29 protein-coding genes and 4 pseudogenes are annotated in these 24,689 nt (G+C 48.3%); 16 read left to right on the top strand and 17 right to left on the bottom strand.

The features are described from left to right. Positions 1-217: 217 nt before the first annotated feature. Entirely contained in the window at positions 218-1,444 is a 1,227-nt protein-coding gene (gene pepT, locus KXD89_RS13135; protein ID WP_000359434.1) for a peptidase T, read from the top strand. A 48-nt stretch (positions 1,445-1,492) separates the two neighbouring features. Here pepT and roxA read toward each other — a convergent pair whose 3' ends face one another. The 8 genes from roxA to rluE all read right to left on the bottom strand — a co-directional run bounded on the left by roxA (position 1,493) and on the right by rluE (position 9,325). Continuing rightward, positions 1,493-2,614: a [50S ribosomal protein L16]-arginine 3-hydroxylase gene (gene roxA, locus KXD89_RS13130; protein ID WP_000456506.1), complete on the bottom strand. Its 1,122-nt coding sequence runs from the start codon at positions 2,612-2,614 to the stop codon at positions 1,493-1,495. A gap of 75 nt (positions 2,615-2,689) precedes the next feature. Next, positions 2,690-4,150: a two-component system sensor histidine kinase PhoQ gene (gene phoQ, locus KXD89_RS13125; RefSeq protein WP_000735412.1), complete on the bottom strand. Its 1,461-nt coding sequence runs from the start codon at positions 4,148-4,150 to the stop codon at positions 2,690-2,692. Further along, on the bottom strand, positions 4,150-4,821 hold the full coding sequence (phoP, locus tag KXD89_RS13120; RefSeq protein WP_001265471.1) for a two-component system response regulator PhoP: 672 nt from the start codon (positions 4,819-4,821) through the stop codon (positions 4,150-4,152). Before phoP ends, phoQ begins: the two co-directional genes overlap by 1 nt. Positions 4,822-4,989: 168 nt before the next feature. Then, positions 4,990-6,360, bottom strand: coding sequence for an adenylosuccinate lyase (gene purB / locus KXD89_RS13115; protein ID WP_000423742.1), 1,371 nt, complete (start codon positions 6,358-6,360; stop codon positions 4,990-4,992). A gap of 3 nt (positions 6,361-6,363) precedes the next feature. Then, a complete protein-coding gene (gene hflD / locus KXD89_RS13110; protein ID WP_001297479.1) occupies positions 6,364-7,005 on the bottom strand; it encodes a high frequency lysogenization protein HflD in 642 nt (213 codons plus the stop codon). A 35-nt stretch (positions 7,006-7,040) separates the two neighbouring features. Continuing rightward, positions 7,041-8,147, bottom strand: a complete 1,107-nt coding sequence (mnmA, locus tag KXD89_RS13105) for a tRNA 2-thiouridine(34) synthase MnmA (RefSeq protein WP_001297484.1) — start codon at positions 8,145-8,147, stop codon at positions 7,041-7,043. Between the two features lie 53 nt (positions 8,148-8,200). Then, entirely contained in the window at positions 8,201-8,662 is a 462-nt protein-coding gene (gene nudJ, locus KXD89_RS13100; RefSeq protein WP_000476093.1) for a phosphatase NudJ, read from the bottom strand. A gap of 9 nt (positions 8,663-8,671) precedes the next feature. Further along, the gene (gene rluE, locus KXD89_RS13095) at positions 8,672-9,325 is read right to left on the bottom strand and encodes a 23S rRNA pseudouridine(2457) synthase RluE (protein ID WP_001248691.1); all 654 of its coding nucleotides are present in this window, start codon (positions 9,323-9,325) and stop codon (positions 8,672-8,674) included. A gap of 171 nt (positions 9,326-9,496) precedes the next feature. Here rluE and icd point away from each other — a divergent pair, with 171 nt between their 5' ends. Next, on the top strand, positions 9,497-10,747 hold the full coding sequence (gene icd / locus KXD89_RS13090) for an NADP-dependent isocitrate dehydrogenase (protein ID WP_000444484.1): 1,251 nt from the start codon (positions 9,497-9,499) through the stop codon (positions 10,745-10,747). A gap of 493 nt (positions 10,748-11,240) precedes the next feature. On the opposite strand, the gene KXD89_RS13085 is transcribed toward icd, so the two are convergent. After that, positions 11,241-11,906 carry a bifunctional 2-polyprenyl-6-hydroxyphenol methylase/3-demethylubiquinol 3-O-methyltransferase UbiG gene (locus KXD89_RS13085; protein WP_000241967.1) on the bottom strand — a complete coding sequence of 222 codons (666 nt, stop codon included), beginning with the start codon at positions 11,904-11,906 and terminating at the stop codon, positions 11,241-11,243. Next, positions 11,907-12,611 carry a protein YmfE gene (gene ymfE / locus KXD89_RS13080; RefSeq protein WP_010723094.1) on the bottom strand — a complete coding sequence of 235 codons (705 nt, stop codon included), beginning with the start codon at positions 12,609-12,611 and terminating at the stop codon, positions 11,907-11,909. Between the two features lie 457 nt (positions 12,612-13,068). On the opposite strand from ymfE, the gene lit reads away from it, so the two are divergent. Beyond that, positions 13,069-13,962, top strand: a complete 894-nt coding sequence (lit, locus tag KXD89_RS13075) for a cell death peptidase Lit (protein ID WP_001257372.1) — start codon at positions 13,069-13,071, stop codon at positions 13,960-13,962. Positions 13,963-14,052: 90 nt separating this feature from the next. On the opposite strand, the gene KXD89_RS13070 is transcribed toward lit, so the two are convergent. Genes KXD89_RS13070 through ymfH form a run of 3 tightly spaced genes read right to left on the bottom strand, consistent with a single transcriptional unit; the run spans position 14,053 to position 15,754 of the window. Beyond that, entirely contained in the window at positions 14,053-15,180 is a 1,128-nt protein-coding gene (locus KXD89_RS13070; RefSeq protein ID WP_000741310.1) for a site-specific integrase, read from the bottom strand. Beyond that, a complete protein-coding gene (locus KXD89_RS13065) occupies positions 15,161-15,406 on the bottom strand; it encodes an excisionase-like protein from lambdoid prophage 14 (protein WP_000939945.1) in 246 nt (81 codons plus the stop codon). The genes KXD89_RS13070 and KXD89_RS13065 overlap by 20 nt, the downstream gene beginning before the upstream one ends. A gap of 36 nt (positions 15,407-15,442) precedes the next feature. Further along, a complete protein-coding gene (ymfH, locus tag KXD89_RS13060; protein ID WP_011443584.1) occupies positions 15,443-15,754 on the bottom strand; it encodes a protein YmfH in 312 nt (103 codons plus the stop codon). A 116-nt stretch (positions 15,755-15,870) separates the two neighbouring features. On the opposite strand from ymfH, the gene ymfI reads away from it, so the two are divergent. After that, a complete protein-coding gene (ymfI, locus tag KXD89_RS13055; RefSeq protein WP_010723095.1) occupies positions 15,871-16,212 on the top strand; it encodes a protein YmfI in 342 nt (113 codons plus the stop codon). Here the strand turns inward: ymfI and ymfJ are convergent. Continuing rightward, positions 16,150-16,458, bottom strand: a complete 309-nt coding sequence (gene ymfJ / locus KXD89_RS13050; protein WP_001005353.1) for a protein YmfJ — start codon at positions 16,456-16,458, stop codon at positions 16,150-16,152. The genes ymfI and ymfJ overlap by 63 nt on opposite strands. Positions 16,459-16,632: 174 nt before the next feature. Continuing rightward, a complete protein-coding gene (locus KXD89_RS13045) occupies positions 16,633-17,307 on the bottom strand; it encodes a LexA family transcriptional regulator (RefSeq protein WP_000848748.1) in 675 nt (224 codons plus the stop codon). 90 nt (positions 17,308-17,397) lie between these two features. Here KXD89_RS13045 and KXD89_RS13040 point away from each other — a divergent pair, with 90 nt between their 5' ends. From KXD89_RS13040 to KXD89_RS12995, 11 genes and pseudogenes are all read left to right on the top strand, one after another. Then, the gene (locus tag KXD89_RS13040) at positions 17,398-17,598 is read left to right on the top strand and encodes a YdaS family helix-turn-helix protein (protein ID WP_000649480.1); all 201 of its coding nucleotides are present in this window, start codon (positions 17,398-17,400) and stop codon (positions 17,596-17,598) included. 43 nt (positions 17,599-17,641) lie between these two features. Next, positions 17,642-18,199, top strand: a complete 558-nt coding sequence (gene ymfL, locus KXD89_RS13035; RefSeq protein ID WP_000515837.1) for a protein YmfL — start codon at positions 17,642-17,644, stop codon at positions 18,197-18,199. 175 nt (positions 18,200-18,374) lie between these two features. Then, positions 18,375-18,554, top strand: a complete 180-nt coding sequence (locus KXD89_RS13030) for a DUF4222 domain-containing protein (protein WP_001250269.1) — start codon at positions 18,375-18,377, stop codon at positions 18,552-18,554. Then, a pseudogene (locus tag KXD89_RS22460) lies at positions 18,544-18,720 on the top strand (helix-turn-helix domain-containing protein); the annotation flags it as partial. The gene KXD89_RS13030 and the pseudogene KXD89_RS22460, both read left to right, overlap by 11 nt. Positions 18,721-18,774: 54 nt before the next feature. Then, positions 18,775-19,911: pseudogene (locus tag KXD89_RS13025) on the top strand (terminase large subunit); the annotation flags it as partial. An 11-nt stretch (positions 19,912-19,922) separates the two neighbouring features. Next, positions 19,923-20,105 (top strand): protein YmfR, encoded by a 183-nt coding sequence (gene ymfR / locus KXD89_RS13020; RefSeq protein WP_000605606.1) that lies wholly within the window; start codon positions 19,923-19,925, stop codon positions 20,103-20,105. Then, positions 20,105-20,512, top strand: a pseudogene (locus KXD89_RS13015) (phage portal protein); the annotation flags it as partial. The gene ymfR and the pseudogene KXD89_RS13015, both read left to right, overlap by 1 nt. Then, positions 20,502-21,296 (top strand): annotated as a pseudogene (locus KXD89_RS13010) (baseplate J/gp47 family protein); the annotation flags it as partial. The pseudogenes KXD89_RS13015 and KXD89_RS13010, both read left to right, overlap by 11 nt. Then, on the top strand, positions 21,287-21,871 hold the full coding sequence (locus tag KXD89_RS13005) for a YmfQ family protein (protein ID WP_000383574.1): 585 nt from the start codon (positions 21,287-21,289) through the stop codon (positions 21,869-21,871). The pseudogene KXD89_RS13010 and the gene KXD89_RS13005, both read left to right, overlap by 10 nt. Positions 21,872-21,874: 3 nt before the next feature. Further along, entirely contained in the window at positions 21,875-22,504 is a 630-nt protein-coding gene (stfP, locus tag KXD89_RS13000; protein WP_000554703.1) for a protein StfP, read from the top strand. A gap of 1 nt (position 22,505) precedes the next feature. Beyond that, positions 22,506-22,919, top strand: a complete 414-nt coding sequence (locus KXD89_RS12995; RefSeq protein WP_010723096.1) for a tail fiber assembly protein — start codon at positions 22,506-22,508, stop codon at positions 22,917-22,919. Here KXD89_RS12995 and KXD89_RS12990 read toward each other — a convergent pair. After that, positions 22,891-23,493, bottom strand: coding sequence for a tail fiber assembly protein (locus KXD89_RS12990; protein WP_000548498.1), 603 nt, complete (start codon positions 23,491-23,493; stop codon positions 22,891-22,893). The genes KXD89_RS12995 and KXD89_RS12990 overlap by 29 nt on opposite strands. Then, positions 23,493-24,029, bottom strand: coding sequence for a phage tail protein (locus KXD89_RS12985; RefSeq protein WP_001115524.1), 537 nt, complete (start codon positions 24,027-24,029; stop codon positions 23,493-23,495). The genes KXD89_RS12990 and KXD89_RS12985 overlap by 1 nt, the downstream gene beginning before the upstream one ends. Before the next feature lie 29 nt (positions 24,030-24,058). On the opposite strand from KXD89_RS12985, the gene pinE reads away from it, so the two are divergent. Next, positions 24,059-24,613, top strand: coding sequence for a site-specific DNA recombinase (pinE, locus tag KXD89_RS12980; RefSeq protein ID WP_000905001.1), 555 nt, complete (start codon positions 24,059-24,061; stop codon positions 24,611-24,613). Positions 24,614-24,689 lie beyond the last annotated feature (76 nt).

The raw sequence follows: 24,689 nt of genomic DNA, 5'->3' as shown, positions 1-24,689 counted from the left end.
TTTGTGGTTAACCACCTTGGTGACTCTTAATGAGGGCGGTAATTCTACGGCAAACCGCTTGAATCGCCAATCTTTGTTGTGAATTACTGGCTTAGCTTTATATTCATTAAGGTAATGCTGATAAATATTCCCGCTTGCAGGGGTAAAAGTGACCTGACGCAATATTTGTCTTTTCTTGCTTCTTAATAATGTTGTCACAAAAAGTGAGGGTGACTACATGGATAAACTACTTGAGCGATTTTTGAACTACGTGTCTCTGGATACCCAATCAAAAGCAGGGGTGAGACAGGTTCCCAGCACGGAAGGCCAATGGAAGTTATTGCATCTGCTGAAAGAGCAGCTCGAAGAGATGGGGCTTATCAATGTGACCTTAAGTGAGAAGGGCACTTTGATGGCGACGTTACCGGCTAACGTCCCTGGCGATATCCCGGCGATTGGCTTTATTTCTCATGTGGATACCTCACCGGATTGCAGCGGCAAAAATGTGAATCCGCAAATTGTTGAAAACTATCGCGGTGGCGATATTGCGCTGGGTATCGGCGATGAAGTTTTATCACCGGTTATGTTCCCGGTGCTGCATCAGCTACTGGGTCAGACGCTGATTACCACCGATGGTAAAACCTTGTTAGGTGCCGATGACAAAGCAGGTATTGCAGAAATCATGACCGCGCTGGCGGTATTGCAACAGAAAAAAATTCCGCATGGTGATATTCGCGTCGCCTTTACCCCGGATGAAGAAGTGGGCAAAGGGGCGAAACATTTTGATGTTGACGCCTTCGATGCCCGCTGGGCTTACACTGTTGATGGTGGTGGCGTAGGCGAACTGGAGTTTGAAAACTTCAACGCCGCGTCGGTCAATATCAAAATTGTCGGTAACAATGTTCATCCGGGCACGGCGAAAGGAGTGATGGTAAATGCGCTGTCGCTGGCGGCACGTATTCATGCGGAAGTTCCGGCGGATGAAAGCCCGGAAATGACAGAAGGCTATGAAGGTTTCTATCATCTGGCGAGCATGAAAGGCACCGTTGAACGGGCCGATATGCACTACATCATCCGTGATTTCGACCGTAAACAGTTTGAAGCGCGTAAACGTAAAATGATGGAGATCGCCAAAAAAGTGGGCAAAGGGTTACATCCTGATTGCTACATTGAACTGGTGATTGAAGACAGTTACTACAATATGCGCGAGAAAGTGGTTGAGCATCCGCATATTCTCGATATCGCCCAGCAGGCGATGCGCGATTGCGATATTGAACCGGAACTGAAACCGATCCGCGGTGGTACCGACGGCGCGCAGTTGTCGTTTATGGGATTACCGTGCCCGAACCTGTTCACTGGCGGTTACAACTATCATGGTAAGCATGAGTTTGTGACTCTGGAAGGTATGGAAAAAGCGGTGCAGGTGATCGTCCGTATTGCCGAGTTAACGGCGCAACGGAAGTAAGCGAAAAGGGATGCGGCATGTGATGCCGCATCCGGCTTAAATCCAAACTTACCCTTCGAAGAACCAATACCCGCTATTGACCAGCGCCGCGAGCATCGCGAGGAATGACGGATCTTCCAGCGCATCGCCAAAATTCTCCGCAGTCAGCGCAATGTTGCTGGCGAGTGCATCCAGTGCCGGACGGTGCGGGGAATCGATCTTCTCACCATTGGCATACACGTCGTCGCCAATGCGCAATACGCGCAGACCACCCAGGCGCACCAGCACTTCACCTTGTTTCAGCGCATCGTAGATTTCATCCGGCTGATAAGGCGGCTCTGGCGGCGCGATATCCAGTTCATGACGTGACTGGGATATAAACTCGCCAAACCATTGCTTAAAGTGTTCCGGCTGGTTGATCAATTCGAGCATCATCTCACGCAGTTTATCCATCTCTTGCGGCAGAACATCCGCAGGATGAGCGCGAGGTGGAACATCCGGATCGCTGTAGTAGTTGCCGCCCAGTTCACGTTGCAGCACATAATCGGCAAATCCACTAATCAGTTCCCGCGTATTTGGCGCGCGAAAGCCCACGGAATAGTTCATCGCATTTTCCAGCGCGTAGCCTTCATGCGGGAATCCTGGCGGAATATAAAGAATATCACCAGGCTCCAGCTCTTCATCGATGATGGCTTCGAACGGATCGACCTGTAACAGATCCGGATGTGGGCAGTGCTGTTTCATTTGCAGCTTTTCGCCCACTCGCCAGCGACGACGTCCGGTACCCTGAATGATAAACACGTCGTACTGATCGAGATGCGGGCCGACGCCGCCGCCGGGTACAGAAAAAGAAATCATCAGATCATCAATACGCCAGTCCGGTAGTTCACGGAACGGTCGCATCAGCGCGGCGGTCGGCTCATGCCAGTGGTTCACTGCCTGTACCAGTAATGACCAGTTGGTTTCACCGAGATGATCGTAGCTTTCGAACGGGCCGTGGCTGACCTGCCATTTGCCATCCTGGTGACTGACCAGTCGACTGTCAACTTCGCTTTCCATCGCCAGACCCGCCAACTCGTCTGGAGAGATCGGGTCAATAAAATTATTAAAGCCGCGTTTTAACACCACCGGGCGTTTCTGCCAGTGACGTTCAAGAAAATCGGGCCAGTTAAGAGTGAGTTGGTATTCCATGTTAAGCATCCACAGGCTGGTATCTGCAACCGATTATAACGGATGCTTAACGTAATGCGTGAAGTATGGGCATATTTATTCATCTTTCGGCGCAGAATGCTGGCGACCAAAAATCACCTCCATCCGCGCACCGCCCAGCATGCTCTCTCCGGCGACGATTTTACCCTCATATTGCTCGGTGATTTCGCGGGCTACCGCCAGCCCTACACCTTGCCCAGGGCGTAAAGTATCAACCCGTTGACCACGGTCGAAAATGACCTCTCGCTTGCTTAATGGAATACCGGGGCCATCATCCTCGACCACAATATAGAGATGCTCGTCGGTTTGCCTTGCAGAAATTTCGACAAACTCGAGGCAATATTTACAGGCATTATCCAGCACGTTGCCCATCACCTCGACAAAATCGTTCTGCTCACCGACAAAGCTGATCTCTGGCGAAATATCGAGAGAGATATTGACCCCTTTGCGTTGATACACTTTGTTCAGCGCTGAGGTGAGATTGTCCAGCAGTGGGGCGACCGGATGCAGCTCGCGGCTGAGCAATGTCCCGCCGCGCATACTGGCACGATGCAGGTAGTAGCCAATTTGCTGTGAAATGCGGCTGATTTGCTCCAGCATTACCGGCTCAGCATCACTGACGCTCATCTTTTCACTACGCAGAGAACGCAGCGTACTTTGCAGCACCGCCAGTGGCGTTTTCAGACTATGGGTCAGGTCGGTGAGCGTCGTACGGTATTTGTCGTAACGTTCGCGTTCACTTTTTAACAATCGGTTCAGGTTTCGTACCAGACTGGTCAGTTCTCGCGTTGTGGCTGGATTGAGCAATTCGCGGTTATGTTCTTCCAGTTCGCGGACTTCTTTTGCCAGGGCTTCGATGGGGCGTAAACTCCACCAGGCGGCGACCCACAGCAGCGGGATCACTAACAGCAGATTGGCTGAGAGCACATAGATAAACCAGCTCCAGACCATATAGGAACTTTTTAGCTCCACCGGAATGGTATCCACCACCACAATGGTTAATTTTGGCATCCGCGATGTTGCCGGGTAGACGTTTACTGCCACCGAGTGGGTCATCTCCGCGTCGTCATCATCTTCCCGCACTTCCTGCAACTGTTGCTGTATCGAATGATCTCCACTCAGCAAGAGGCTGGTATCGTTAACATCCGCTTCAATTTCATGAAAACCATTCGATTTCAGCCAGTCAGGCTGGATCATCTTCATCAGCCAGGGCACGTCACGTTGCGCCCATAAAAGCTGCCCGTTCTCATCATAAATTAGCGTCATGGTGGGGCTTTGCTTGTCGATATTTTCGGGTAACTCGACATGCAACTTATTGTTTTCCCACTTCGCAAGGGTATAGAACAGATTGCTCTCGCCACGTAACAGCCGAAACGTAGTTTTATCGAAACTGACGCTATAACCGATCAGCGCGACCATTCCGTAGGCAAGCGAAAGCACCAGTACTACCGCTGCCGTTGCCAACAGAAAACGTACCCGCAGCGAGAGCGGGAAAAAAAGACGCAGTAATTTTTTCATCAGCGCAATTCGAACAGATAGCCCTGGCCGCGAACGGTGGTAATCACTTCTTGGGGATATTGTGCCTGAATTTTTTTGCGCAGACGTCCCATCAGTACATCAATGGTATGGCTTTCCCGCAGCTCCGCATCCGGATAGAGTTGGAGCATTAACGAATCTTTGCTGACCACTTTGCCATTATTGCGTATCAACGTTTCCATAATGGTGTATTCGAACGCGGTCAGTTTGATCACTTCGTCATTAATAGATAATTCACGGCGAGAGAGATCAACCTGAAACGGGGGGAGCGAAATGACCTGTGAAGCCAGACCGCTATTACGCCGCATTAATGCCTGCATTCGCGCCATCACCTCTTCAATATGAAACGGTTTAGTCACATAATCATCAGCACCGGCACTTAATACTTCGACTTTGTCCTGCCAGCTTTCACGGGCGGTTAATACCAGAATCGGCAGTGAAACATCGTTGCTACGCCAGCGGCGAATCAGTGACAGACCGTCCTCGTCTGGCAATCCGAGATCGACAATCGCAATATCCGGTATATGTTCATTGAGATAATAATCGGCTTCTTTGGCATCTTCTGCGTCATCGACCTGATGACCAGCATCCTGAATCTGAACTTTAAGGTGGTGACGTAACAACGCATTGTCTTCAACAACCAGTACGCGCATTTTTATTTCTCCCTGTCTTAATTATTAAAATAGTGTAACGCGATTATGTGGTTATGGGGGTAAACATTAAATAAACCAGCGGGGAGGGGAGGTAAAGTGAAAAAATAAAAAGCGGATAATCTTAATAAGCAGGCCGGACAGCATCGCCATCCGGCACTGATACGAGGTTTATTTCAGCTCATCAACCATCGTGATAGCTCGACCAATATAGTTAGCCGGCGTCATCGCTTTCAGGCGGGCTTTCTCTTCTTCTGGCAACGCCAGACCATCGATAAACTGCTTCATGCCTTCGGCGTCAACGCGCTTACCGCGAGTCAGCTCTTTCAGCTTCTCGTACGGTTTTTCGATGCCATAGCGACGCATAACTGTCTGGATTGGTTCAGCCAGCACTTCCCAGTTGTGATCCAGTTCATCCAGCAGATGGTCACGGTTCACTTCCAGTTTGCTCACGCCTTTCAGGGTGGATTGATATGCAATCAAGGCATAACCGATACCCACGCCGAGGTTACGCAGCACGGTAGAGTCGGTCAGGTCACGCTGCCAGCGGGAAACCGGCAGTTTGCTTGCCAGATGCTGCAATACCGCGTTGGAAAGGCCCAGATTCCCTTCGGAGTTTTCGAAGTCGATCGGGTTAACTTTATGCGGCATGGTGGAAGAACCAATCTCACCAGCAATGGTTTTCTGTTTGAAGTGGTTAAGGGCGATATAACCCCAGACGTCACGGTCAAAGTCGATCAGAATAGTGTTGAAGCGCGCAACGCAATCAAACAGTTCGGCAATGTAGTCGTGCGGTTCGATCTGGGTGGTGTACGGGTTCCACTGAATACCCAGCGAGGTGACGAACTCTTCGCTGAACTGATGCCAGTCAACTTCCGGGTAAGCGGCGATGTGGGCGTTATAGTTACCGACCGCGCCGTTGATTTTGCCGAGGATCTCCACCTGGTTAAGCTGGCGGTACTGGCGCTCCATACGGTAGGCGACGTTTGCCATCTCTTTACCGATGGTTGACGGCGTGGCTGGCTGACCGTGGGTACGAGACAGCAGCGGGATATCGCGATACTGAACGGCGAGATCTTTAATGCCATCAATCAGTTGACGCCAGTATGGCAGGATCACTTCATCACGCGCGGTTTTCAGCATTAATGCGTGGGAGAGGTTATTGATATCTTCCGAAGTACAGGCAAAGTGGATGAATTCAGAAACCGCGTGCAGTTCCGGGATCTCCGCCACTTTTTCTTTCAGGAAATACTCAACCGCTTTAACGTCGTGGTTAGTGGTACGCTCGATAGTTTTGATGCGCGCCGCATCTTCTTCGCTGAAACTGGCGACGATTGCATCAAGGTAACCGATTGCGTCGGCAGCAAAAGCAGGAACTTCCTTGATCGCTGCGTGCGCGGCCAGTTTTTGCAGCCAACGTACTTCAACTTGTACACGGAATTTCAGCAAACCATATTCGCTGAAAATCCCGCGCAGCGCGCTGACTTTATCGCCGTAGCGTCCATCGACAGGGGAAACGGCGGTCAGTGAGGATAATTCCATAGATCACAACTCCGGGGTTAAATGAGCAAGAATTTGTTTTGCCTGAGTGGTCAGGCGATTACGAGAAAACATCAGTTGCAGACGTCCGCCGCCGACCTGGTGCCAGAGCACGGCGGCGCGAATGCCTGCCAGCAGGGTTGCGCGAACTTTCGCCTGCACTTGTGGGCTTTGCAGTACAGCAGGGGAACCGGTGACCTGAATGCGCGGGCCAAGCGGGCTAATCACATCAACATAGATAGCAGCCATCGCGCTCATCAGCGTTTCGGACTGTAAATCGAAGTGTTCGAGCTGGCGTTGCAGGCCGTTGATCCGGTTGCCCAGAGTGTCGAGCGCGCCTTTCGCTGAGGAGAGTTTGCGCTCAAGCACCATCAAGCTGAGTGTGTAGCGGGTTAATTCGGCGTTTAAGCCCTGGCGACTGCTGGCATTGAGCACGCCGAGCAGGGTTTCCAGCCCGACGCGCAGGTTGGCTTCGCTACCGCCAAAAACCGCCAGCGTCGAGCTGGGGTTCATATCAATAATACTGTTGAGTGAGACGTGTAGCGCATCGGCATCACAATGCCCCTGGTGAGCGAGTTGTTGCACCAGGCGTGCCGACTGACAAATACCGGCCAGGGCGAGGGTGATGTCATAGTAATTCTTTGCCACGTTCACTGCTTCCTTGTTTTAAGTAAAGATAATAATCAGACCGGCAGCGGCAGACGCTGCTCAATAATACCGCCACCGAGGCACACTTCACCGTTATAGAAGACGGCAGACTGGCCCGGCGTCACGGCGGCAACCGGTTCATCGAAAATCACTTCAATGCGATCATCGTCCAGCGCCTTGACGGTGCAAGGGATATCGGTCTGGCGATAGCGGGTTTTTACCGTGCAACGCATAGTGCCGGTGAATGGTTCGCGATCGACCCAGTGCAACTGCTGGGCAATCAACCCGACAGACATCAGCCGCGGGTGTTCATGGCCCTGAGCGACAACCAGAATGTTGTTTTCGACGTCTTTGTCCACCACATACCACGGTTCTTCGGTACCTTCTTTGGTGCCACCGATACCCAGACCTTTACGCTGACCGAGAGTGTGATACATCAGCCCCTGGTGCTCACCAATTTCATCGCCATCGACGGTAATGATTTTGCCCGGTTGCGCCGGGAGATAACGGCCCAGGAACTCGCGGAATTTACGTTCGCCAATGAAGCAAATGCCGGTAGAGTCTTTTTTCTTCGCGGTGACCAGACCAAGATCTTCAGCAATCTTACGCACCTGCGGTTTTTCCAGTTCGCCGACCGGGAACAGGCTTTGCGCAATCTGCTCATGGCTGAGCGTATAAAGGAAGTAGCTCTGGTCTTTATTGCTGTCCAGACCACGCAGCAGGCGGCTCTTGCCATCGACATCGGCCCGACGTACGTAATGACCGGTAGCGATATAATCGGCACCTAAATCTTCGGCGGCAAATTCGAGGAAGGCTTTAAATTTGATCTCTTTGTTGCACAGAATATCCGGATTCGGCGTGCGACCGGCTTTATATTCGGCAAGGAACAGTTCGAAGACGTTGTCCCAGTACTCGGCAGCAAAGTTAACGGTGTGCAGTTCAATGCCGAGCTTGTCGCAGACAGCCTGGGCATCAGCCAGATCCGCTGCCGCTGTGCAATATTCCTCACCGTCGTCTTCTTCCCAGTTCTTCATAAACAGGCCTTCGACCTGATATCCCTGTTGTTGCAACAGCCAGGCAGAAACGGAGGAATCGACACCGCCGGACATGCCGACGATTACTTTTTTTGCGGTTTCAGACATTGGATCACTCACGACATTGAACTTCAAGGCGGCGTATTCTATCACGCAGCCTTTTAGATGACACCCTTTGTAAAAGGCCAGTTAAAATCGCCAATCATCTCCAGCGGATAACGTTGCCCGCTTTGATAACAACGAATACTTTCCGCCACCAGCGGCGAACGAAGATTTGACGCCTGTAAAATTTCTTCGGCGCTGACCCAACGGCAGCAGTCGATATCGCTGTCATGAGGCTGGGTCGGGCATATTTGCTCAAGCTCAATGGCAAAGAGGAAACGCAAAAACGGCGTTTTATCTGGCGCAATCCACTGATGCATACGAATAAAGTGTTGCGGCTGCGCGCTGATGCCGGTTTCTTCCCACAGTTCACGGGCGGCGGCTTCCACTAAGGTTTCATCGGCTTCCAGATGCCCGGCAGGTTGGTTCCATAACGCTTTACCATTAATCGTCTCTTCAACGACTAAAAATTTGCCTTCTGCGTGCACCACGCAAGCAACGGTAACGTGCGGTTTAAACATTTTGCATCCTTAATCTGTCACTTCTCGCCATTCACCATTGGCAAGATTATCCAAAGAGTAATCACCCATCGCATAGCGAATCAGTCGCAGCGTGGGGAAGCCAACATGGGCGGTCATGCGGCGCACCTGGCGATTACGTCCTTCATATAAGGTGATCTTCAGCCAGCTGGTGGGAATACTTTTGCGTTCACGAATTGGTGGATTCCGCGGCCATAACCACGCGGGTTCGTCAACCAGCTCCGCGCCGGCGGGCAGGGTAGGGCCATCATTTAAGGTTACGCCATTGCGCAAGGCTTCAAGTGCGTCTTGTGTGGGAATACCTTCCACCTGCACATAATAGATTTTTCCGGTGCGTTTACCCGGCTGGGTTAAACGCGCCTGCAACGCGCCGTTATTGGTCAGCACCAGCAACCCTTCGCTATCGCGGTCAAGGCGACCTGCTGCATAAACACCCTGAACCGGGATGAATTCTTTTAATGTTTTGCGTCCGGCTTCATCGGTGAACTGCGGAAGAACATCGTAGGGTTTATTGAACAGGATCACACGCGTGGGCTGGTTTTCAGGTTTACGCCTGGTAGAACGTTGCGAGCTGAATCGCTTAACCTGGTGATTTCTAAAAGAAGTTTTTTGCATGGTATTTTCAGAGATTATGAATTGCCGCATTATAGCCTAATAACGCGCATCTTTCATGACGGCAAACAATAGGGTAGTATTGACAAGCCAATTACAAATCATTAACAAAAAATTGCTCTAAAGCATCCGTATCGCAGGACGCAAACGCATATGCAACGTGGTGGCAGACGAGCAAACCAGTAGCGCTCGAAGGAGAGGTGAATGGAAAGTAAAGTAGTTGTTCCGGCACAAGGCAAGAAGATCACCCTGCAAAACGGCAAACTCAACGTTCCTGAAAATCCGATTATCCCTTACATTGAAGGTGATGGAATCGGTGTAGATGTAACCCCAGCCATGCTGAAAGTGGTCGACGCTGCAGTCGAGAAAGCCTATAAAGGCGAGCGTAAAATCTCCTGGATGGAAATTTACACCGGTGAAAAATCCACACAGGTTTATGGTCAGGACGTCTGGCTGCCTGCTGAAACTCTTGATCTGATTCGTGAATATCGCGTTGCCATTAAAGGTCCGCTGACCACTCCGGTTGGTGGCGGTATTCGCTCTCTGAACGTTGCCCTGCGCCAGGAACTGGATCTCTACATCTGCCTGCGTCCGGTACGTTACTATCAGGGCACTCCAAGCCCGGTTAAACACCCTGAACTGACCGATATGGTTATCTTCCGTGAAAACTCGGAAGACATTTATGCGGGTATCGAATGGAAAGCAGACTCTGCCGACGCCGAGAAAGTGATTAAATTCCTGCGTGAAGAGATGGGGGTGAAGAAAATTCGCTTCCCGGAACATTGTGGTATCGGTATTAAGCCGTGTTCGGAAGAAGGCACCAAACGTCTGGTTCGTGCAGCGATCGAATACGCAATTGCTAACGATCGTGACTCTGTGACTCTGGTGCACAAAGGCAACATCATGAAGTTCACCGAAGGAGCGTTTAAAGACTGGGGCTACCAGCTGGCGCGTGAAGAGTTTGGCGGTGAACTGATCGACGGTGGCCCGTGGCTGAAAGTTAAAAACCCGAACACTGGCAAAGAGATCGTCATTAAAGACGTGATTGCTGATGCATTCCTGCAACAGATCCTGCTGCGTCCGGCTGAATATGATGTTATCGCCTGTATGAACCTGAACGGTGACTACATTTCTGACGCCCTGGCAGCGCAGGTTGGCGGTATCGGTATCGCCCCTGGTGCAAACATCGGTGACGAATGCGCCCTGTTTGAAGCCACCCACGGTACTGCGCCGAAATATGCCGGTCAGGACAAAGTAAATCCTGGCTCTATTATTCTCTCCGCTGAGATGATGCTGCGCCACATGGGTTGGACCGAAGCGGCTGACTTAATTGTTAAAGGTATGGAAGGCGCAATCAACGCGAAAACCGTAACCTATGACTTCGAGCGTCTGATGGATGGCGCTAAACTGCTGAAATGTTCAGAGTTTGGTGACGCGATCATCGAAAACATGTAATGCCGTAGTTTGTTAAATTTATTAACGGGAGCGTAACGCTCCCGTTGTTTTTTGTTAGGCTGCTAACGGTTATCAAAATTTTATCAAAAAAAGTTATCAAAACCCCTCGGTAGTTTTGGGGTAGGCTGGCCGGTCAGGTGGTAGTTCTACTACTAGTCTCCCACATAGATATTCCTTAGCTTTTTATTATTGCTGGCGGACGCTCGTTAATATTTAAGGTCTTCATTGATTAAGACATCCCCAAAGTTAGTTATGTATTCACTGTTATTAGGACAATTATGAATTACCACTCCTTACACCCGCTCAAATATTGTTAAATTGCCGGTTTTGTATCAACTACTCACCCGGGACTCGCCAGGGGACAGCCAACAGGCATTGGGTGCAATCACCTTAGCGTTCAGGTACATGCGGAATGTAAAAAAGGCCGCGAGCGCGGCCCCTTCACATACATCTTTAGTACTGAGACTGTTTAACCTAGGGAATTATTATCGTATTATATTGCATTACAACTCCCAACAGTGACATATGAACTTCCTGCTTTACTCCACGACTTTAATATTTCAAGGCCATGTGAAGAACATATTTCTTGCACTGCGAGTTCATCGAGTAATCCATAGTAAGAAACACTTTTTGAATTTTTGTAAATGTATCCGTAAAGATGTTTTCTTCCTGTTTCGTATTTTTTGAAGTATGAGCTTTTATATTGATTTACAATAAGAGTCTCACCTCCTGATTTTAGTAATCTCTTGATGCTAAGAACTATTTTGTCGATTGTATCCCGACAAGGAACGGCAGAGAGAACATTAGAGCAAAGGATGAAATCGTAACCCCCAATTATTTTGTCGACATCCTCGAAAGCAACTGTATTTGCATTTTTATAATATCGTGGGACATAGTCAATAATTTTAGTTTTAATTCCTCTAATAATTTGCTCTCTTTCAAGTTGCCTTTTCGAGTCTAGAAAAGTAACTTCATCAAATTTACTGATTAATTCATCAGAATATCTAAGTTTTCCGCAGCCAAAATCAAGGGCGTGGCCATTTTTCTCAATGCTTCTAATATACTCGCAAAGATATCTAGAGGGCATCGTATGAGGTTTTGCTGCATTCTCTGAGCGAATATTAACTCCGTGCATATTATAGTTCAAAGCAAGTACCATTCAATTAATGTTATTTTTAGTGAAAAATTCTTTTATTTTATCGTCCGGGATTTTTCCGACTTGACTTTCAGTTCTGGGCTTAACTGTCAAAGCAAAGATAATACCACTCACTGAGAATGATAAAATTACAAAAAAGAATAAAGACAGCAAAGAACCTTCAACATGAAAAATATCCATTTGTTTGCAAAAAAAGATTATTAGGAAGGAAATTAATGCAATTATCGAAAATTCAAAAAATATCCAAAAATAGTATACTTTATTCCAGAAGAGTTCAATATAATGTTTGTCTTCAATTTTTCTTACTTCAGGGTAATATAGATTGCTCATTACATTGTGAGCTTCATCTTTATTTAATTTTCTGTTGACTCCAGCTCTCCGTGATAACGGTTTTATAATTAGATGCTTATCCCAAAGATATCGCACCCGAAGTAGTTTGGCTGCATTGTTATGTAGGTCTAACGCACCGCTAATTAAATATGCAAAAATCGCAAAAGCACAAGGTAATATACCAAAAGATAGTGCCCAATTAATAAAGCTCTCATGATCTTTAATAGGTGGGACATACTTGGTTGGTAATGTTATTAAAGGGATGTATTCGTAAATAACTAGAAGTATGCAATATATTAGCGTATTTAAGAAAGTTGCTTTATGAAGTTTAGGCAACATTTCATTATAATTTTTGGGGGGTTCGAACATATTATTCACCTGAGTCACGCTTTAGGATAGTGTAATGGTAATATTTAATTAAGTGTCATTATATACTTTTCAGTAGGTTAGTTACAATTTTTTGTATCTGTTCAGGCTGACCTAGCTTCGCTGACAGACAATATTGTGATCAGTAGCACGTATCGAGGAGGAGTAGCGCTACAAATTTGACGCTGGGTGAGAATCTGAAATTGATAGAAATGAAATAATGAAATAATGAAATGATGAAATGATGAAATGATGAAATGATGAAATGATGAAATGATGACAGAGTGTCCAGTGGGCACGGATGGTGTCTTACGACATGCTTACCTTAATCGTTCCCAGTGTGCCTATAGCAGATATTCTAAACATGTCGATAATTCATTACGCATATAGTATCGAACATAGAAAAAACTGAAGATTCATCTTATTTTGTATATACTACCTAGCCCAACAATGTAGAGGTTAACGAAAAATGCGCTCACCAATTTGTCATCTTTTCTCAGCAATTAATTCATCACCATTTAAGATTGCACCAGAGAAGGAGCAAGATCTTAAAACGATAGTTGACGACAAAAAAATTATAATTTCAGTTGTGAGTGAACCTGGTTTTAATATCCGAGTCAGGAAGAATGAGAGTAATAATTCACATGAAATAGTTCTAACAGTAGCTTCACTTGAATATATTTGGGCATTTTCCAATTTCTTTTGGGTTTTTACGCAAGAGTACTCCAAATCTCAGAAAAATAATGATGAGCACTTTGATTTAACAGGAAAAAATAGGCTTAAAAAGTCTGATGAACTTCTTAAATGGGCAAGGAAAAACTTGCAAACAACAGGTTGCGAATCATGGCCTAAAAAATGTCCCAAGCCAGAAGCATATTTACAAGGAAGCGAAGACTCACAAGTTGCTAGCGAGATATTTCTTTGTGCTATTGCTTGGATTCTTCATCATGAAATAAGTCATGTTGTTTTACAGCATCCATTGGTCACTACAGCATTCTCCACTCAAGAGGAGCGTGAAGCAGATTCACATGCTACAAAATGGATATTAGGCAACCTGTATGAATCCGCTCCTGAATTAAAGAAACGTGCACTTGGCATTGCTACGGCAGTGCTTTGTATACAAAGCTTAGAAGTTGAAAATTACTTCTGTTTACAAAATACACACCCAGCTGCATATGAGCGTATATATTCGAATATTTCATGCTACCCTGTCGGAAATGAAGAGTTGATTGAAGCTCTATGTACAGTGATGCTTCAATATCTTTTCCATGGCAAAAATATCAATGTGAATCTAGATGGGGAGTCCTTTTCATCGATTTTAGGTGATCTTCTCTGTGATATTTCACGTCTTACCAGTAACTGATATGGCTGTCCGCCGCTCGCTTAAAGTGGACTTTTTAGTTTTTATCATGTGCGGTGAGAAATTCAATGTGGCGTTGAGATGCTTAAAGGTTCACAACGCTACTTTGCTCCATCCTTTACCTCGATCATCATGATAACGATCGGTTTGTTGTTGTGTTTTATGACCAAGTAGTTTTTGTGTGTCTAACCCCTGTTCTTTATACAGACGTTCAGATAAAGACCTTTGCTCATGGAATGTCGCAGGTGAACCCTCTCCCCAGTCAATTCTTGCTAAATCTCTCGCTTTACTAAAATTCATCGTCAATGTATTGGCTTTAACCTGCGCTCCGCGCTCTGCTTGTGAAGTTGAACGAAAAAAATGCACTAAGTATGCACTGACTGCATAGTCACGGCAGCGGGCTACTACATCGCGTAAACTCCAGTTAATCGCATTGAGGCGAAGAGAAAGAGGAATTGCGATTTTGCTCCCGGTCTTTTCCTGAATGACATGAAGATGATCATCCCAAATATCGCTAAATTTCATACGCGAAATATCACCTAACCGCTGACCAGTAACCAGCGCTAACAGCATGGCATTTCCCATGTAACGATGAGTAGCGTCTGCGATATCGAAGATTTTTTTCCATTCTTCAAGGCTCAGCCGTTGTCGGGTAATTTTTCTTCTTGGTTGTTTAGTGGCTAATGCTGGGTTATAGCCAGGAGGTACTTCTCCGTAGTGCTGCGCCTCTTTGAAAACATCAATCAGGACGGAGCGAACTACTTGTGCCATTCTTGGCCGCCCAGCGGCGATATACTCATCAAGCAATTGTGCTATATCTCTGACATCAACGGCTGAGATCAACTTCATTCCTGCTCGTTCTCTGAGCAAGGATACTGGTTTAGCTTTTTGTTTATAGGTGTTGAGTCTTATATCACCACTTTTAAGCCTGTCATCCTGGATCGCTTGATAGCGATCTAACCAGGTTGACGTTGTGATAGCCTTTCCTTTGCTGGTTGCGATCCTGTCACTGATAGCCAGAATCTGCCGGGTTCTTTGTTCAGCCAGGCGAGTGTTGGCCTCAGTGGCAATAGCGATAGCTTCAGCTTCGTTTGTTCCCAAAGCATGGAATTTTCCTGTCACTGGATGCTTATACCGCCAATAGACTTTATTTACCTTCCTACTATAAAGCGGATATAAGTTAGGGACTGAAACATTATTCTTACGCGGTCTGGCTGCCATTACTCAAAATCCGTTGCAAAAGTAATGAGTCATTTTTCTTGATTACAGGTGTTACCAACTCCCCAACTAACTCGGCGTCCTCACGCACTCGCCATAACCGGCCTTGTTTCATGGCCGGTGGACAAAATAAATTCTGCTTAGCATAACGACGCAATGTGGACACACTTGGAGGATTACTTCTGTATTTTTCAGCAGCCCATTCTTCAAGAGTTAACATTTGAAGCATATGCGATCACCTTATTACTACACTAACTGCTTAGTCTCAGCATATCGACCCTGCACGGTCGGTTAGTTTCTCCACAAAACAGAGAAGAGCACCTGTGGCCACAGCTATCAGGATGGGTCGGGTTATTAACCCGTCATCCGGGGATACTCTTCTCTGTTTTGTAAAAAGGGCGGTACCAGAAAGGACTAAGGAAAAAACTGGTACCGCCAAGACTACACACAGCATAAAGTTGTGGTGTCGGGTGCCCCCGGTGCCTGGCGAAGGTTGCACACCAGGCGGGTGGGTATCCACAGAAGGTCGATTGTCAGCCTCAACCTTAACCCGCGTGCGCTGAGCCGCATTCACCACAACGCTAAGGATTCTCTCTGGTTGAAAATACTTAGCTGTTATGTGCCTGTCTTTTCACCACTTCAGGCTCGGTGGTATGCTGGAGTTCTCACACAGCCAGCAAGCAAGGAAACTTAATGAACCAGTTTTATGTTCACGTTCGTCTATTTGAAGACACAGCCGAACAGACCAAAAAATTTGAAGAATTAATGCTTAACTTTCTGTACCAGAAAACAGTTAAAGAGTCTGACGATAGCTGCTGCAGACTGATTCCAGAGGGATATATCCTCAAAAGTACAATGAACTGCCAACAAATCCTTGATCAAACATTTTCAATTGCTAACAGTGCCGGTGTTGACGCAAATATATTTGTCTGTAAATTTGAACAAAGCGCATGCTTACTTCCGTCTGCTTCCTTAGTTGGTAACGATTTCGTTCATTACGATCTTACGCCTAAGCCCATCAAGCTCGATTCTTAAAGCCTTAACCATTGTGTCGTGATAAACACGGCTCACCTTCTCTCCATTGCATGGCAGAGGGGTGAGTGTGTTAGCCATGAAATTCATGAACTCGGTTCGACCAGGGGCTTGCGCCCCGCAAGTCTTTAATGCCTGTTTTGCTAACAAAATGCGGGCCTCAGTGCCTGCATTTGGCTCTATCTGCTGCAAACGTTTAGCGTCTTCCAGCAACAATGCGATCACATGCTTCAAATTCTGCTCATTCATCTATTCTCTCCACTGAAATCATCCGCTAACGAATCATCCCGGTCTTCGTACGTACCGGGCGGGCTACTTCGTGGGCGTCCTGCCTGTTTGTTGTTTCTCTTGGGTACATTATGTATCTCAAAGGTACATTGTCAAGTATAAAAAAACCTGCCGAAGCAGGTTCATAAACATTGATTAGGCTTTGATTTTGTATCTTCTTGGTTTTCCTGAGAAAATCACAGTACCAATTATAGAGCAATTACCGTTGATCTTAATGTAAGGCTCAGGCCAGTTTGGGTTTAACGCTTTGAGATAACGCTGTGTCCCATCTTCTATCAACCTTTTGAAGGTGGTTTCACCTGTATCGTGCATCAATGCAATAACGTCGTCACCGTGGCAGGCAGGTACTTCAGGATCGACAAAAATCATGTCTCCCGGGCGGTACTCATCAATCATTGAATCACCTATTACCCGCAAGATATAAGTCATTTCCCCACAGGGTACAGGGCAGGGATACGTTTCTGCTGTGCTCAAATCAACCTCAGAATATCCAACTTCTTTCCATGCTCCGGCCTGTACCCATGATATGACAGGGACTAATGTGATTTGTTTATTAGTGATTGAAACATCAGGTTTTTTTGTGATGTTCGTTGTCTGGTGTTCTTGATCGAGCCATCCTACAGGCAGGTCGAAACATTTTTCGATGTGTCGTGCCATGCTGTCACCGATATTTTTAGTAGCACCATCTCCCATAAACCTGCTGGTCTGGGTTGGCTCGCGATCAATCATAGTGGCAAAGGAAGAATTCCCGCCAACACCATCTCTCAGTTTTCTGGCGTTAGACCGCCGGATGTCATGGATTGTTTTCATAACGAAATTAAAACCCTTGTACCGTTAAGGTACAAGTATCTTGAAGGTTCATTTCAATCATGTAATATGTACACCGGAGGTACATATTGTATGAAAGCGTATTGGGACTCTTTAACCAAAGAACAGCAGGGCGAGTTGGCCGGAAAAGTTGGCTCAACACCTGGCTACTTACGGCTGGTTTTCAATGGCTATAAAAAAGCCAGTTTTGTGCTGGCTAAAAAACTTGAGCAATACACATCAGGTGCAATTACGAAATCTGACTTAAGACCGGATATCTATCCGAAAGATTAGCAGAACACTTTCAATTTTTAACCACAGAACGATGAGGCTAATCGTGGGTAAGCATCACTGGAAAATAGAAAAACAGCCTGAGTGGTACGTGAAAGCTGTCAGAAAAACTATCGCGGCGTTGCCGAGTGGTTACGCTGAAGCGGCTGACTGGCTCGATGTAACAGAAAACGCTTTATTCAACCGCCTTCGTGCAGATGGCGATCAGATTTTCCCGCTGGGATGGGCAATGGTTTTACAGCGTGCTGGTGGCACTCACTTCATTGCTGATGCTGTGGCGCAGTCTGCAAATGGCGTCTTTGTGTCTCTTCCTGACGTCGAGGATGTGGACAACGCCGATATTAACCAGCGTCTGCTGGAAGTCATTGAACAGATCGGCAGTTATTCAAAACAGATTCGTTCAGCAATCGAAGACGGTGTAGTGGAACCGCATGAGAAGACAGCAATTAACGACGAGCTGTATCTCTCAATTTCGAAGCTGCAGGAGCATGCAGCACTTGTCTACAAAATTTTTTGCATTTCAGAAAGTAATGACGCCCGCGAGTGTGCAGCTCCGGGCGTCGTGGCGTCGATTGCTTCTGGTTGTGGAGAAACTAACGCATGAACAGTTTAACAACACACTACCGTCGCTCGCAACTGATTGCGCTTCCTGTACCGGGTGGAAAAGCGAAGGTGGAATATTGCTATGCAGTGAATGTACCAGGTGACAGGGAAATTGTAACCCACAGCTTTGCAGAGTGGGCTGTGGGTGATTTCAACCGGCAGAAGGAGACAGTCCTTTGCGACAAGTTAACCGCTGGTTCAAAGATCACTACGGAGTGCCCGTCAGAGTCATTCGTTGGGAGCCGGAAACACAACGGGTTATCTACCTCCGCGAAGGTTATGAGCATGAATGCTTCAGCCCGCTCGAACAGTTTCGTCGTAAATTCAGGGAAATAGAGGTCGGTCATGAGCACTAAATTAACCGGCTATGTATGGGATGGTTGCGCTGCATCAGGCATGAAGTTATCCAGCGTGGCAATTATGGCCCGCCTGGCTGATTTCAGTAATGACGAAGGTGTGTGCTGGCCATCAATTGAAACCATTGCCCGTCAGATTGGCGCGGGGATGAGTACCGTCAGAACGGCTATCGCACGGCTGGAAGCAGAAGGCTGGTTAACGCGTAAGGCGCGTCGCCAGGGTGATGGTTCATCACCCCACTGTGCCGTGGTGGATGAATATCACGAGCACGCCACAGATGCGCTTTACACCACGATGCTTACCGGGATGGGGGCGCGACGCCAGCCACTGATGTGGGCCATTACCACCGCCGGGTACAACATTGAGGGGCCGTGCTACGACAAACGGCGGGAAGTCATCGAGATGCTCAACGGCTCGGTGCCAAACGATGAACTGTTCGGGATCATCTATACCGTTGATGAAGGTGACGACTGGACCGACCCGCAGGTGCTGGAAAAAGCCAATCCAAATATTGGCGTGTCGGTTTATCGCGAATTTTTGTTAAGTCAGCAGCAGCGTGCGAAAAATAACGCCCGTCTGGCAAACGTCTTTAAAACAAAACACCTCAATATCTGGGCGTCGGCGCGTTCGGCGTATTTCAACCTGGTGAGCTGGCAGAGCTGCGAGGATAAATCACTGACCCTTGAGCAGTTCGAGGGGCAGCCGTGCATTCTGGCCTTTGACCTGGCGCGTAAGCTGGATATGAACAGCATGGCGCGACTTTATACCCGCGAGATTGACGGTAAAACGCATTACTACAGTGTGGCCCCGCGTTTCTGGGTACCGTATGACACGGTGTACAGCGTCGAGAAAAATGAAGATCGCCGGACAGCCGAACGCTTTCAGAAATGGGTGGAAATGGGCGTTCTGACCGTTACCGATGGTGCGGAGGTGGATTATCGCTACATCCTCGAAGAGGCCAAAGCGGCGAACAAAATCAGCCCGGTCAGTGAGTCACCCATCGACCCCTTCGGGGCGACCGGGCTGTCACATGACCTTGCTGATGAAGACCTGAACCCCGTCACCATCATTCAGAACTACACCAACATGTCCGATCCGATGAAAGAGCTGGAAGCGGCGATTGAATCGGGGCGCTTTCATCATGACGGCAATCCCATCATGACCTGGTGTATCGGCAACGTGGTCGGCAAAACCATTCCGGGTAACGATGATGTGGTGAAGCCCGTCAAGGAGCAGGCGGAAAACAAAATCGATGGTGCAGTTGCGCTGATTATGGCGGTTGGCAGAGCCATGCTGTACGAGAAAGAAGACACGCTGTCTGATCACATTGAGTCCTACGGGATCCGCTCGCTTTAACTGAGGTAATTATGATCATGCTGATTCTCGCGCCTCTGGTGGGCGTGCTGGGTGCGCTTTTGCTGGCGTATGGTGCCTGGCTGATTTATCCCCCGGCGGGTTTTGTTGTTGCCGGGGCGCTGTGCCTGTTCTGGTCGTGGCTGGTGGCGCGATATCTCGACCGTACACAGTCGTCTGTCGGCGGAGGTAAATAGTGTTCTTTTCGGGATTATTTCAACGAAAAAGTGACGCACCGGTGACCACGCCAGCAGAGCTGGCGGATGCCATCGGGCTGTCGTATGACACCTATACCGGAAAGCAGATCAGCAGTCAGCGGGCTATGCGACTGACGGCGGTTTTTTCCTGCGTCAGAGTGCTGGCAGAGTCGGTCGGGATGTTGCCCTGCAATCTGTATCACCTGAACGGCAGCCTGAAGCAGAGAGCCACCGGCGAACGTCTGCATAAACTGATCTCCACGCATCCCAATGGCTATATGACGCCGCAGGAGTTCTGGGAGCTGGTGGTCACCTGTCTGTGCCTGAGGGGAAACTTTTACGCCTACAAAGTGAAAGCATTTGGCGAAGTGGCTGAACTGCTGCCCGTCGATCCCGGCTGTGTGGTATATGCGCTGGGAAGGTGTCAGCGATGGCCTGAAGGTGACCGCCGGGAGTGTTATTCAGCGCGATGACCTGGTGCAGTACACGACAACTGACGATGCAACCAGCTCCGGTGGTGTCCTGCGCGTGCCGATCGCCTGCTCAAGTGCAGGTGCGGTCGGTAACGCTGACGACGGTACGGCATTAATCCTGGTCACGCCGGTGAATGGTCTGCCGTCTTCCGGTGTGGCTGACACCCTGACAGGCGGATTTGATACTGAAGAGCTGGAAACGTGGCGCGCCCGCGTCATTGAGCGGTATTACTGGACGCCGCAGGGCGGGGCTGACGGGGACTATGTCGTCTGGGCTAAAGAAGTGCCCGGCATTACCCGCGCATGGACATACCGTCACTTGATGGGAACGGGAACTGTCGGTGTGATGATTGCCAGCAGTGACCTGATTAATCCCATTCCGGAAGAATCAACGGAAACGGCGGCAAGACAACATATCGGGCCACTGGCCCCGGTGGCAGGCTCTGATTTGTATGTGTTCAGGCCGGTGGCACATACGGTGGATTTTCATATCCGCGTGACGCCGGACACACCAGAAATACGGGCTGCCATTACCGCGGAGTTGCGTTCGTTCCTGCTGCGTGATGGTTATCCGCAGGGAGAACTCAAGGTATCGCGTATCAGTGAGGCGATTTCCGGTGCGAACGGGGAATACAGCCATCAGTTGCTTGCACCGGTGGACAATATCTCCATTGCGAAAAACGAACTGGCGGTACTGGGGACGATTTCATGGACGTGACAAACGATGATTACATCCGCCTGTTATCGGCACTGTTGCCGCCCGGTCCGGTGTGGTCAGCCAGCGATCCGGCGATTGCCGGTGCGGCACCGTCATTAACCCGTGTTCATCAGCGTGCGGATGCCCTGATGCGGGAGCTGGATCCGCGCACCACCACTGAACTGATAAACCGCTGGGAGCGTCTGTGCGGTCTGCCGGATGAATGTATTCCGGCGGGAACGCAGACCCTTCGCCAGCGTCAGCAACGGCTGGATGCGAAGGTTAACCTGGCGGGCGGCATCAACGAGGATTTTTATCTTGCACAGCTTGCTGCCCTGGGCAGACCAGATGCCACCATCACGCGATACGACAAAAGCACTTTCACCTGCTCATCGGCCTGTACTGACGCGGTGAATGCGCCGGAATGGCGGTATTACTGGCAGGTCAACATGCCAGCCACCACCAACTCCACCTGGATGACATGTGGCGATCCCTGTGATTCCGCACTGCGTATCTGGGGTGACACCGTTGTCGAGTGTGTGCTTAACAAACTCTGCCCGTCGCATACCTACGTAATTTTTAAATATCCGGAGTAATCCATGCATCGTATAGACACGAAAACCGCGCAGAAGGATAAGTTCGGCGCGGGTAAGAACGGTTTTACCCGTGGTAACCCCCAGACCGGCACGCCTGCCACCGATCTGGATGATGACTACTTTGACATGTTGCAGGAGGAACTTTGCAGCGTGGTGGAGGCATCCGGTGCCAGCCTGGAGAAGGGGCGGCACGACCAGTTACTTACCGCACTTCGCGCGCTGCTGTTAAGCCGCAAGAATCCGTTTGGCGATATCAAATCGGATGGCACTGTGCAAACGGCTCTCGAAAACCTTGGTTTGGGAGAAGGAGCAAAACTCAATGCAGCAACGGCTACATTAGGACGCACCGGTTTCATAGCTATACCGGTTATGATTGGTGGTATTGAGCAATCAGTAATCATTCAGTGGGGGTGGAATGCCGCAAAAGCATCTGCCTCTGGGGGGGATGGAAATACAGTTGTATTCCCGGTTGCGTTTAATAATGCCTGTGTTGCCGTTGTTGCAAATTATGACAATGTCAGCGCACCTATCAATGCAGTGGCAACGGGGGGATATACAACCACTTCGTTTTTATTACGGTGCGCAGCTCAAACGGGTAGTTATTACTATAACTGGATTGCTATTGGGTATTAAGATGAAAATATACTGTTGCTTAAATACCGTTGGTTTTTTTATGGATGGCTGTGGCGTCATTCCGCCAGATTCTAAAGAAATAACGGCAGAACACTGGCAGTCATTATTAAAATCTCAAGCTGAAGGAGGCGTGATCGATTTTTCTGTTTTTCCTCCTTCTATTAAAGAGGTTATCCGTACTCATGATGATGAAGTCGCAGATGCGAACTTTCAAAAGCAGATGCTTATCTCTGATGCAACTGATTTTATCAATAGCAGACAGTGGCAGGGTAAGGCTGCATTGGGAAGACTTAAAGAAGATGAGCTGAAACAATATAATTTGTGGCTGGATTATCTGGAAGCACTGGAACTGGTTGATACATCCAGTGCGCCAGATATTGAATGGCCTACGCCTCCGGCAGTTCAGGCCAGATGACATCCGGCGCGGTGCTGGTATCTGTTGCCGTCACCGCGTCAATGTAATCCAGCACAGCGTTAAGTCTGGTTGTTTCTGCCTGCGTCAGTTTACGTCCGGCCTGCAATTTCAGTTGAATCAGACTAATGGAAGCCATTGCAGCATCAATCAGTGACTGGCGCTGTGCTTCTGCCGCGTCTACTGCGGCGCTATGCTGTGCTTCAGTATCGGTCACCCATTTCTCACCATCCCATTTATCGTATGGAGATAAAGGGGCGATAGTGGTTGTATTTTCAGGGTAATCACCCGGAGCTTTGATTTCTTTTGATTCTCCAGTTTTGGTGCTATAGACCGTTTCACCGCGATGGTCTGGCACATATTCCCATGAGTTAAAATCTGCAGAACGGCAGATTGCATAACCAGCCTTATGTGTACCAGGGGCATCTAAACAGGAACATGCCGGAATGCCGACACCAACGGCAAGATATTCATTTGAAGTGGAAATATATTCCCGTGTTTCACCATCGTAGTTATAAACGGTAACATCCCCTGCCTTTGTTGCAATAAGGTCACTATTTAATATTGCTTTATGCATCAGGCTGCCCTCACGATATAGTTAAATGCAATATTACGCGGACGCGTTTCTGAGGCTGCGGCACCTAAACCATCCACTGATTGTTTATATGTTTTAAAGGTTCCATAATCCGGGGCTGGTAATCCGGCATCGTTTGTGTTTCCTCTTTTGATAATGTCAGTGCCACTATTTACCCATATTTCATCAAAATAGAAATTAATCGTTGCATCAGTCACAATCGTGGATCTTGACGGTAATCCATGAGCATGATCCTCCGTTGCATACCCCTGAATACTTAAAATAGAGCGACCTGTATCAATCCCCCGCCCGTCATCCCAGCCACGAATAAACTCACCACGTAAATCAGGCAATTTATTTGTCGGATAAGCCTTTGCCAGTTCCGGGTATTCTTCAGCAGAAAAAGCGGCACCATTGCATTTCAGCCAGCCTGTTGGCGGAGTGGCTGAAGGCCACGGAACCGGGACACCAACAGGTAATGCAGAGCCTTCTCCCAAACCAACGTTTATGAAAATGAAGAAATAACAAGCAAATGGCATCATTCCTGCTTTTACCAGGGGGATTTAACATGCTTATTGGCTATGTACGCGTATCAACAAATGACCAGAACACAGATCTACAACGTAATGCGCTGAACTGTGCAGGATGCGAGCTGATTTTTGAAGACAAGATAAGCGGCACAAAGTCCGAAAGGCCGGGACTGAAAAAACTGCTCAGGACATTATCGGCAGGTGACACTCTGGTTGTCTGGAAGCTGGATCGGCTGGGGCGTAGTATGCGGCATCTTGTCGTGCTGGTGGAGGAGTTGCGCGAACGAGGCATCAACTTTCGTAGTCTGACGGATTCAATTGATACCAGCACACCAATGGGACGCTTTTTCTTTCATGTGATGGGTGCCCTGGCTGAAATGGAGCGTGAACTGATTGTTGAACGAACAAAAGCTGGACTGGAAACTGCTCGTGCACAGGGACGAATTGGTGGACGTCGTCCCAAACTTACACCAGAACAATGGGCACAAGCTGGACGATTAATTGCAGCAGGAACTCCTCGCCAGAAGGTGGCGATTATCTATGATGTTGGTGTGTCAACTTTGTATAAGAGGTTTCCTGCAGGGGATAAATAAAGTTAAAGACACTTTGTGTACAAAAGAAAGTAAAACAACAGCAACTTGTTGCAATTTTATCAATAAAAGTAGTATT

Source organism: Escherichia sp. TC-EC600-tetX4, from assembly GCF_019356055.1.
Taxonomy (GTDB): Bacteria; Pseudomonadota; Gammaproteobacteria; order Enterobacterales; family Enterobacteriaceae.
This window is presented reverse-complemented; position numbering and strand designations above follow the sequence as displayed.

Coding starts and splice junctions, on each gene's coding strand:
- KXD89_RS13005 (WP_000383574.1), top strand. CDS start 21,287: ATGGACGTGACAAACGATGATTACATCCGCCTGTTATCGGCACTGTTG.
- KXD89_RS13040 (WP_000649480.1), top strand. CDS start 17,398: ATGAAAGCGTATTGGGACTCTTTAACCAAAGAACAGCAGGGCGAGTTG.
- pinE (WP_000905001.1), top strand. CDS start 24,059: ATGCTTATTGGCTATGTACGCGTATCAACAAATGACCAGAACACAGAT.
- KXD89_RS13070 (WP_000741310.1), bottom strand. CDS start 15,180: ATGGCAGCCAGACCGCGTAAGAATAATGTTTCAGTCCCTAACTTATAT.
- KXD89_RS13045 (WP_000848748.1), bottom strand. CDS start 17,307: ATGAAAACAATCCATGACATCCGGCGGTCTAACGCCAGAAAACTGAGA.
- icd (WP_000444484.1), top strand. CDS start 9,497: ATGGAAAGTAAAGTAGTTGTTCCGGCACAAGGCAAGAAGATCACCCTG.
- KXD89_RS13065 (WP_000939945.1), bottom strand. CDS start 15,406: ATGCTTCAAATGTTAACTCTTGAAGAATGGGCTGCTGAAAAATACAGA.
- ymfR (WP_000605606.1), top strand. CDS start 19,923: ATGATCATGCTGATTCTCGCGCCTCTGGTGGGCGTGCTGGGTGCGCTT.
- phoQ (WP_000735412.1), bottom strand. CDS start 4,150: ATGAAAAAATTACTGCGTCTTTTTTTCCCGCTCTCGCTGCGGGTACGT.
- nudJ (WP_000476093.1), bottom strand. CDS start 8,662: ATGTTTAAACCGCACGTTACCGTTGCTTGCGTGGTGCACGCAGAAGGC.
- roxA (WP_000456506.1), bottom strand. CDS start 2,614: ATGGAATACCAACTCACTCTTAACTGGCCCGATTTTCTTGAACGTCAC.
- pepT (WP_000359434.1), top strand. CDS start 218: ATGGATAAACTACTTGAGCGATTTTTGAACTACGTGTCTCTGGATACC.
- stfP (WP_000554703.1), top strand. CDS start 21,875: ATGCATCGTATAGACACGAAAACCGCGCAGAAGGATAAGTTCGGCGCG.
- rluE (WP_001248691.1), bottom strand. CDS start 9,325: ATGCGGCAATTCATAATCTCTGAAAATACCATGCAAAAAACTTCTTTT.
- lit (WP_001257372.1), top strand. CDS start 13,069: ATGCGCTCACCAATTTGTCATCTTTTCTCAGCAATTAATTCATCACCA.
- KXD89_RS12995 (WP_010723096.1), top strand. CDS start 22,506: ATGAAAATATACTGTTGCTTAAATACCGTTGGTTTTTTTATGGATGGC.
- phoP (WP_001265471.1), bottom strand. CDS start 4,821: ATGCGCGTACTGGTTGTTGAAGACAATGCGTTGTTACGTCACCACCTT.
- ymfI (WP_010723095.1), top strand. CDS start 15,871: ATGAACCAGTTTTATGTTCACGTTCGTCTATTTGAAGACACAGCCGAA.
- KXD89_RS12985 (WP_001115524.1), bottom strand. CDS start 24,029: ATGCCATTTGCTTGTTATTTCTTCATTTTCATAAACGTTGGTTTGGGA.
- KXD89_RS12990 (WP_000548498.1), bottom strand. CDS start 23,493: ATGCATAAAGCAATATTAAATAGTGACCTTATTGCAACAAAGGCAGGG.
- mnmA (WP_001297484.1), bottom strand. CDS start 8,147: ATGTCTGAAACCGCAAAAAAAGTAATCGTCGGCATGTCCGGCGGTGTC.
- ymfJ (WP_001005353.1), bottom strand. CDS start 16,458: ATGAATGAGCAGAATTTGAAGCATGTGATCGCATTGTTGCTGGAAGAC.
- KXD89_RS13085 (WP_000241967.1), bottom strand. CDS start 11,906: ATGGTACTTGCTTTGAACTATAATATGCACGGAGTTAATATTCGCTCA.
- purB (WP_000423742.1), bottom strand. CDS start 6,360: ATGGAATTATCCTCACTGACCGCCGTTTCCCCTGTCGATGGACGCTAC.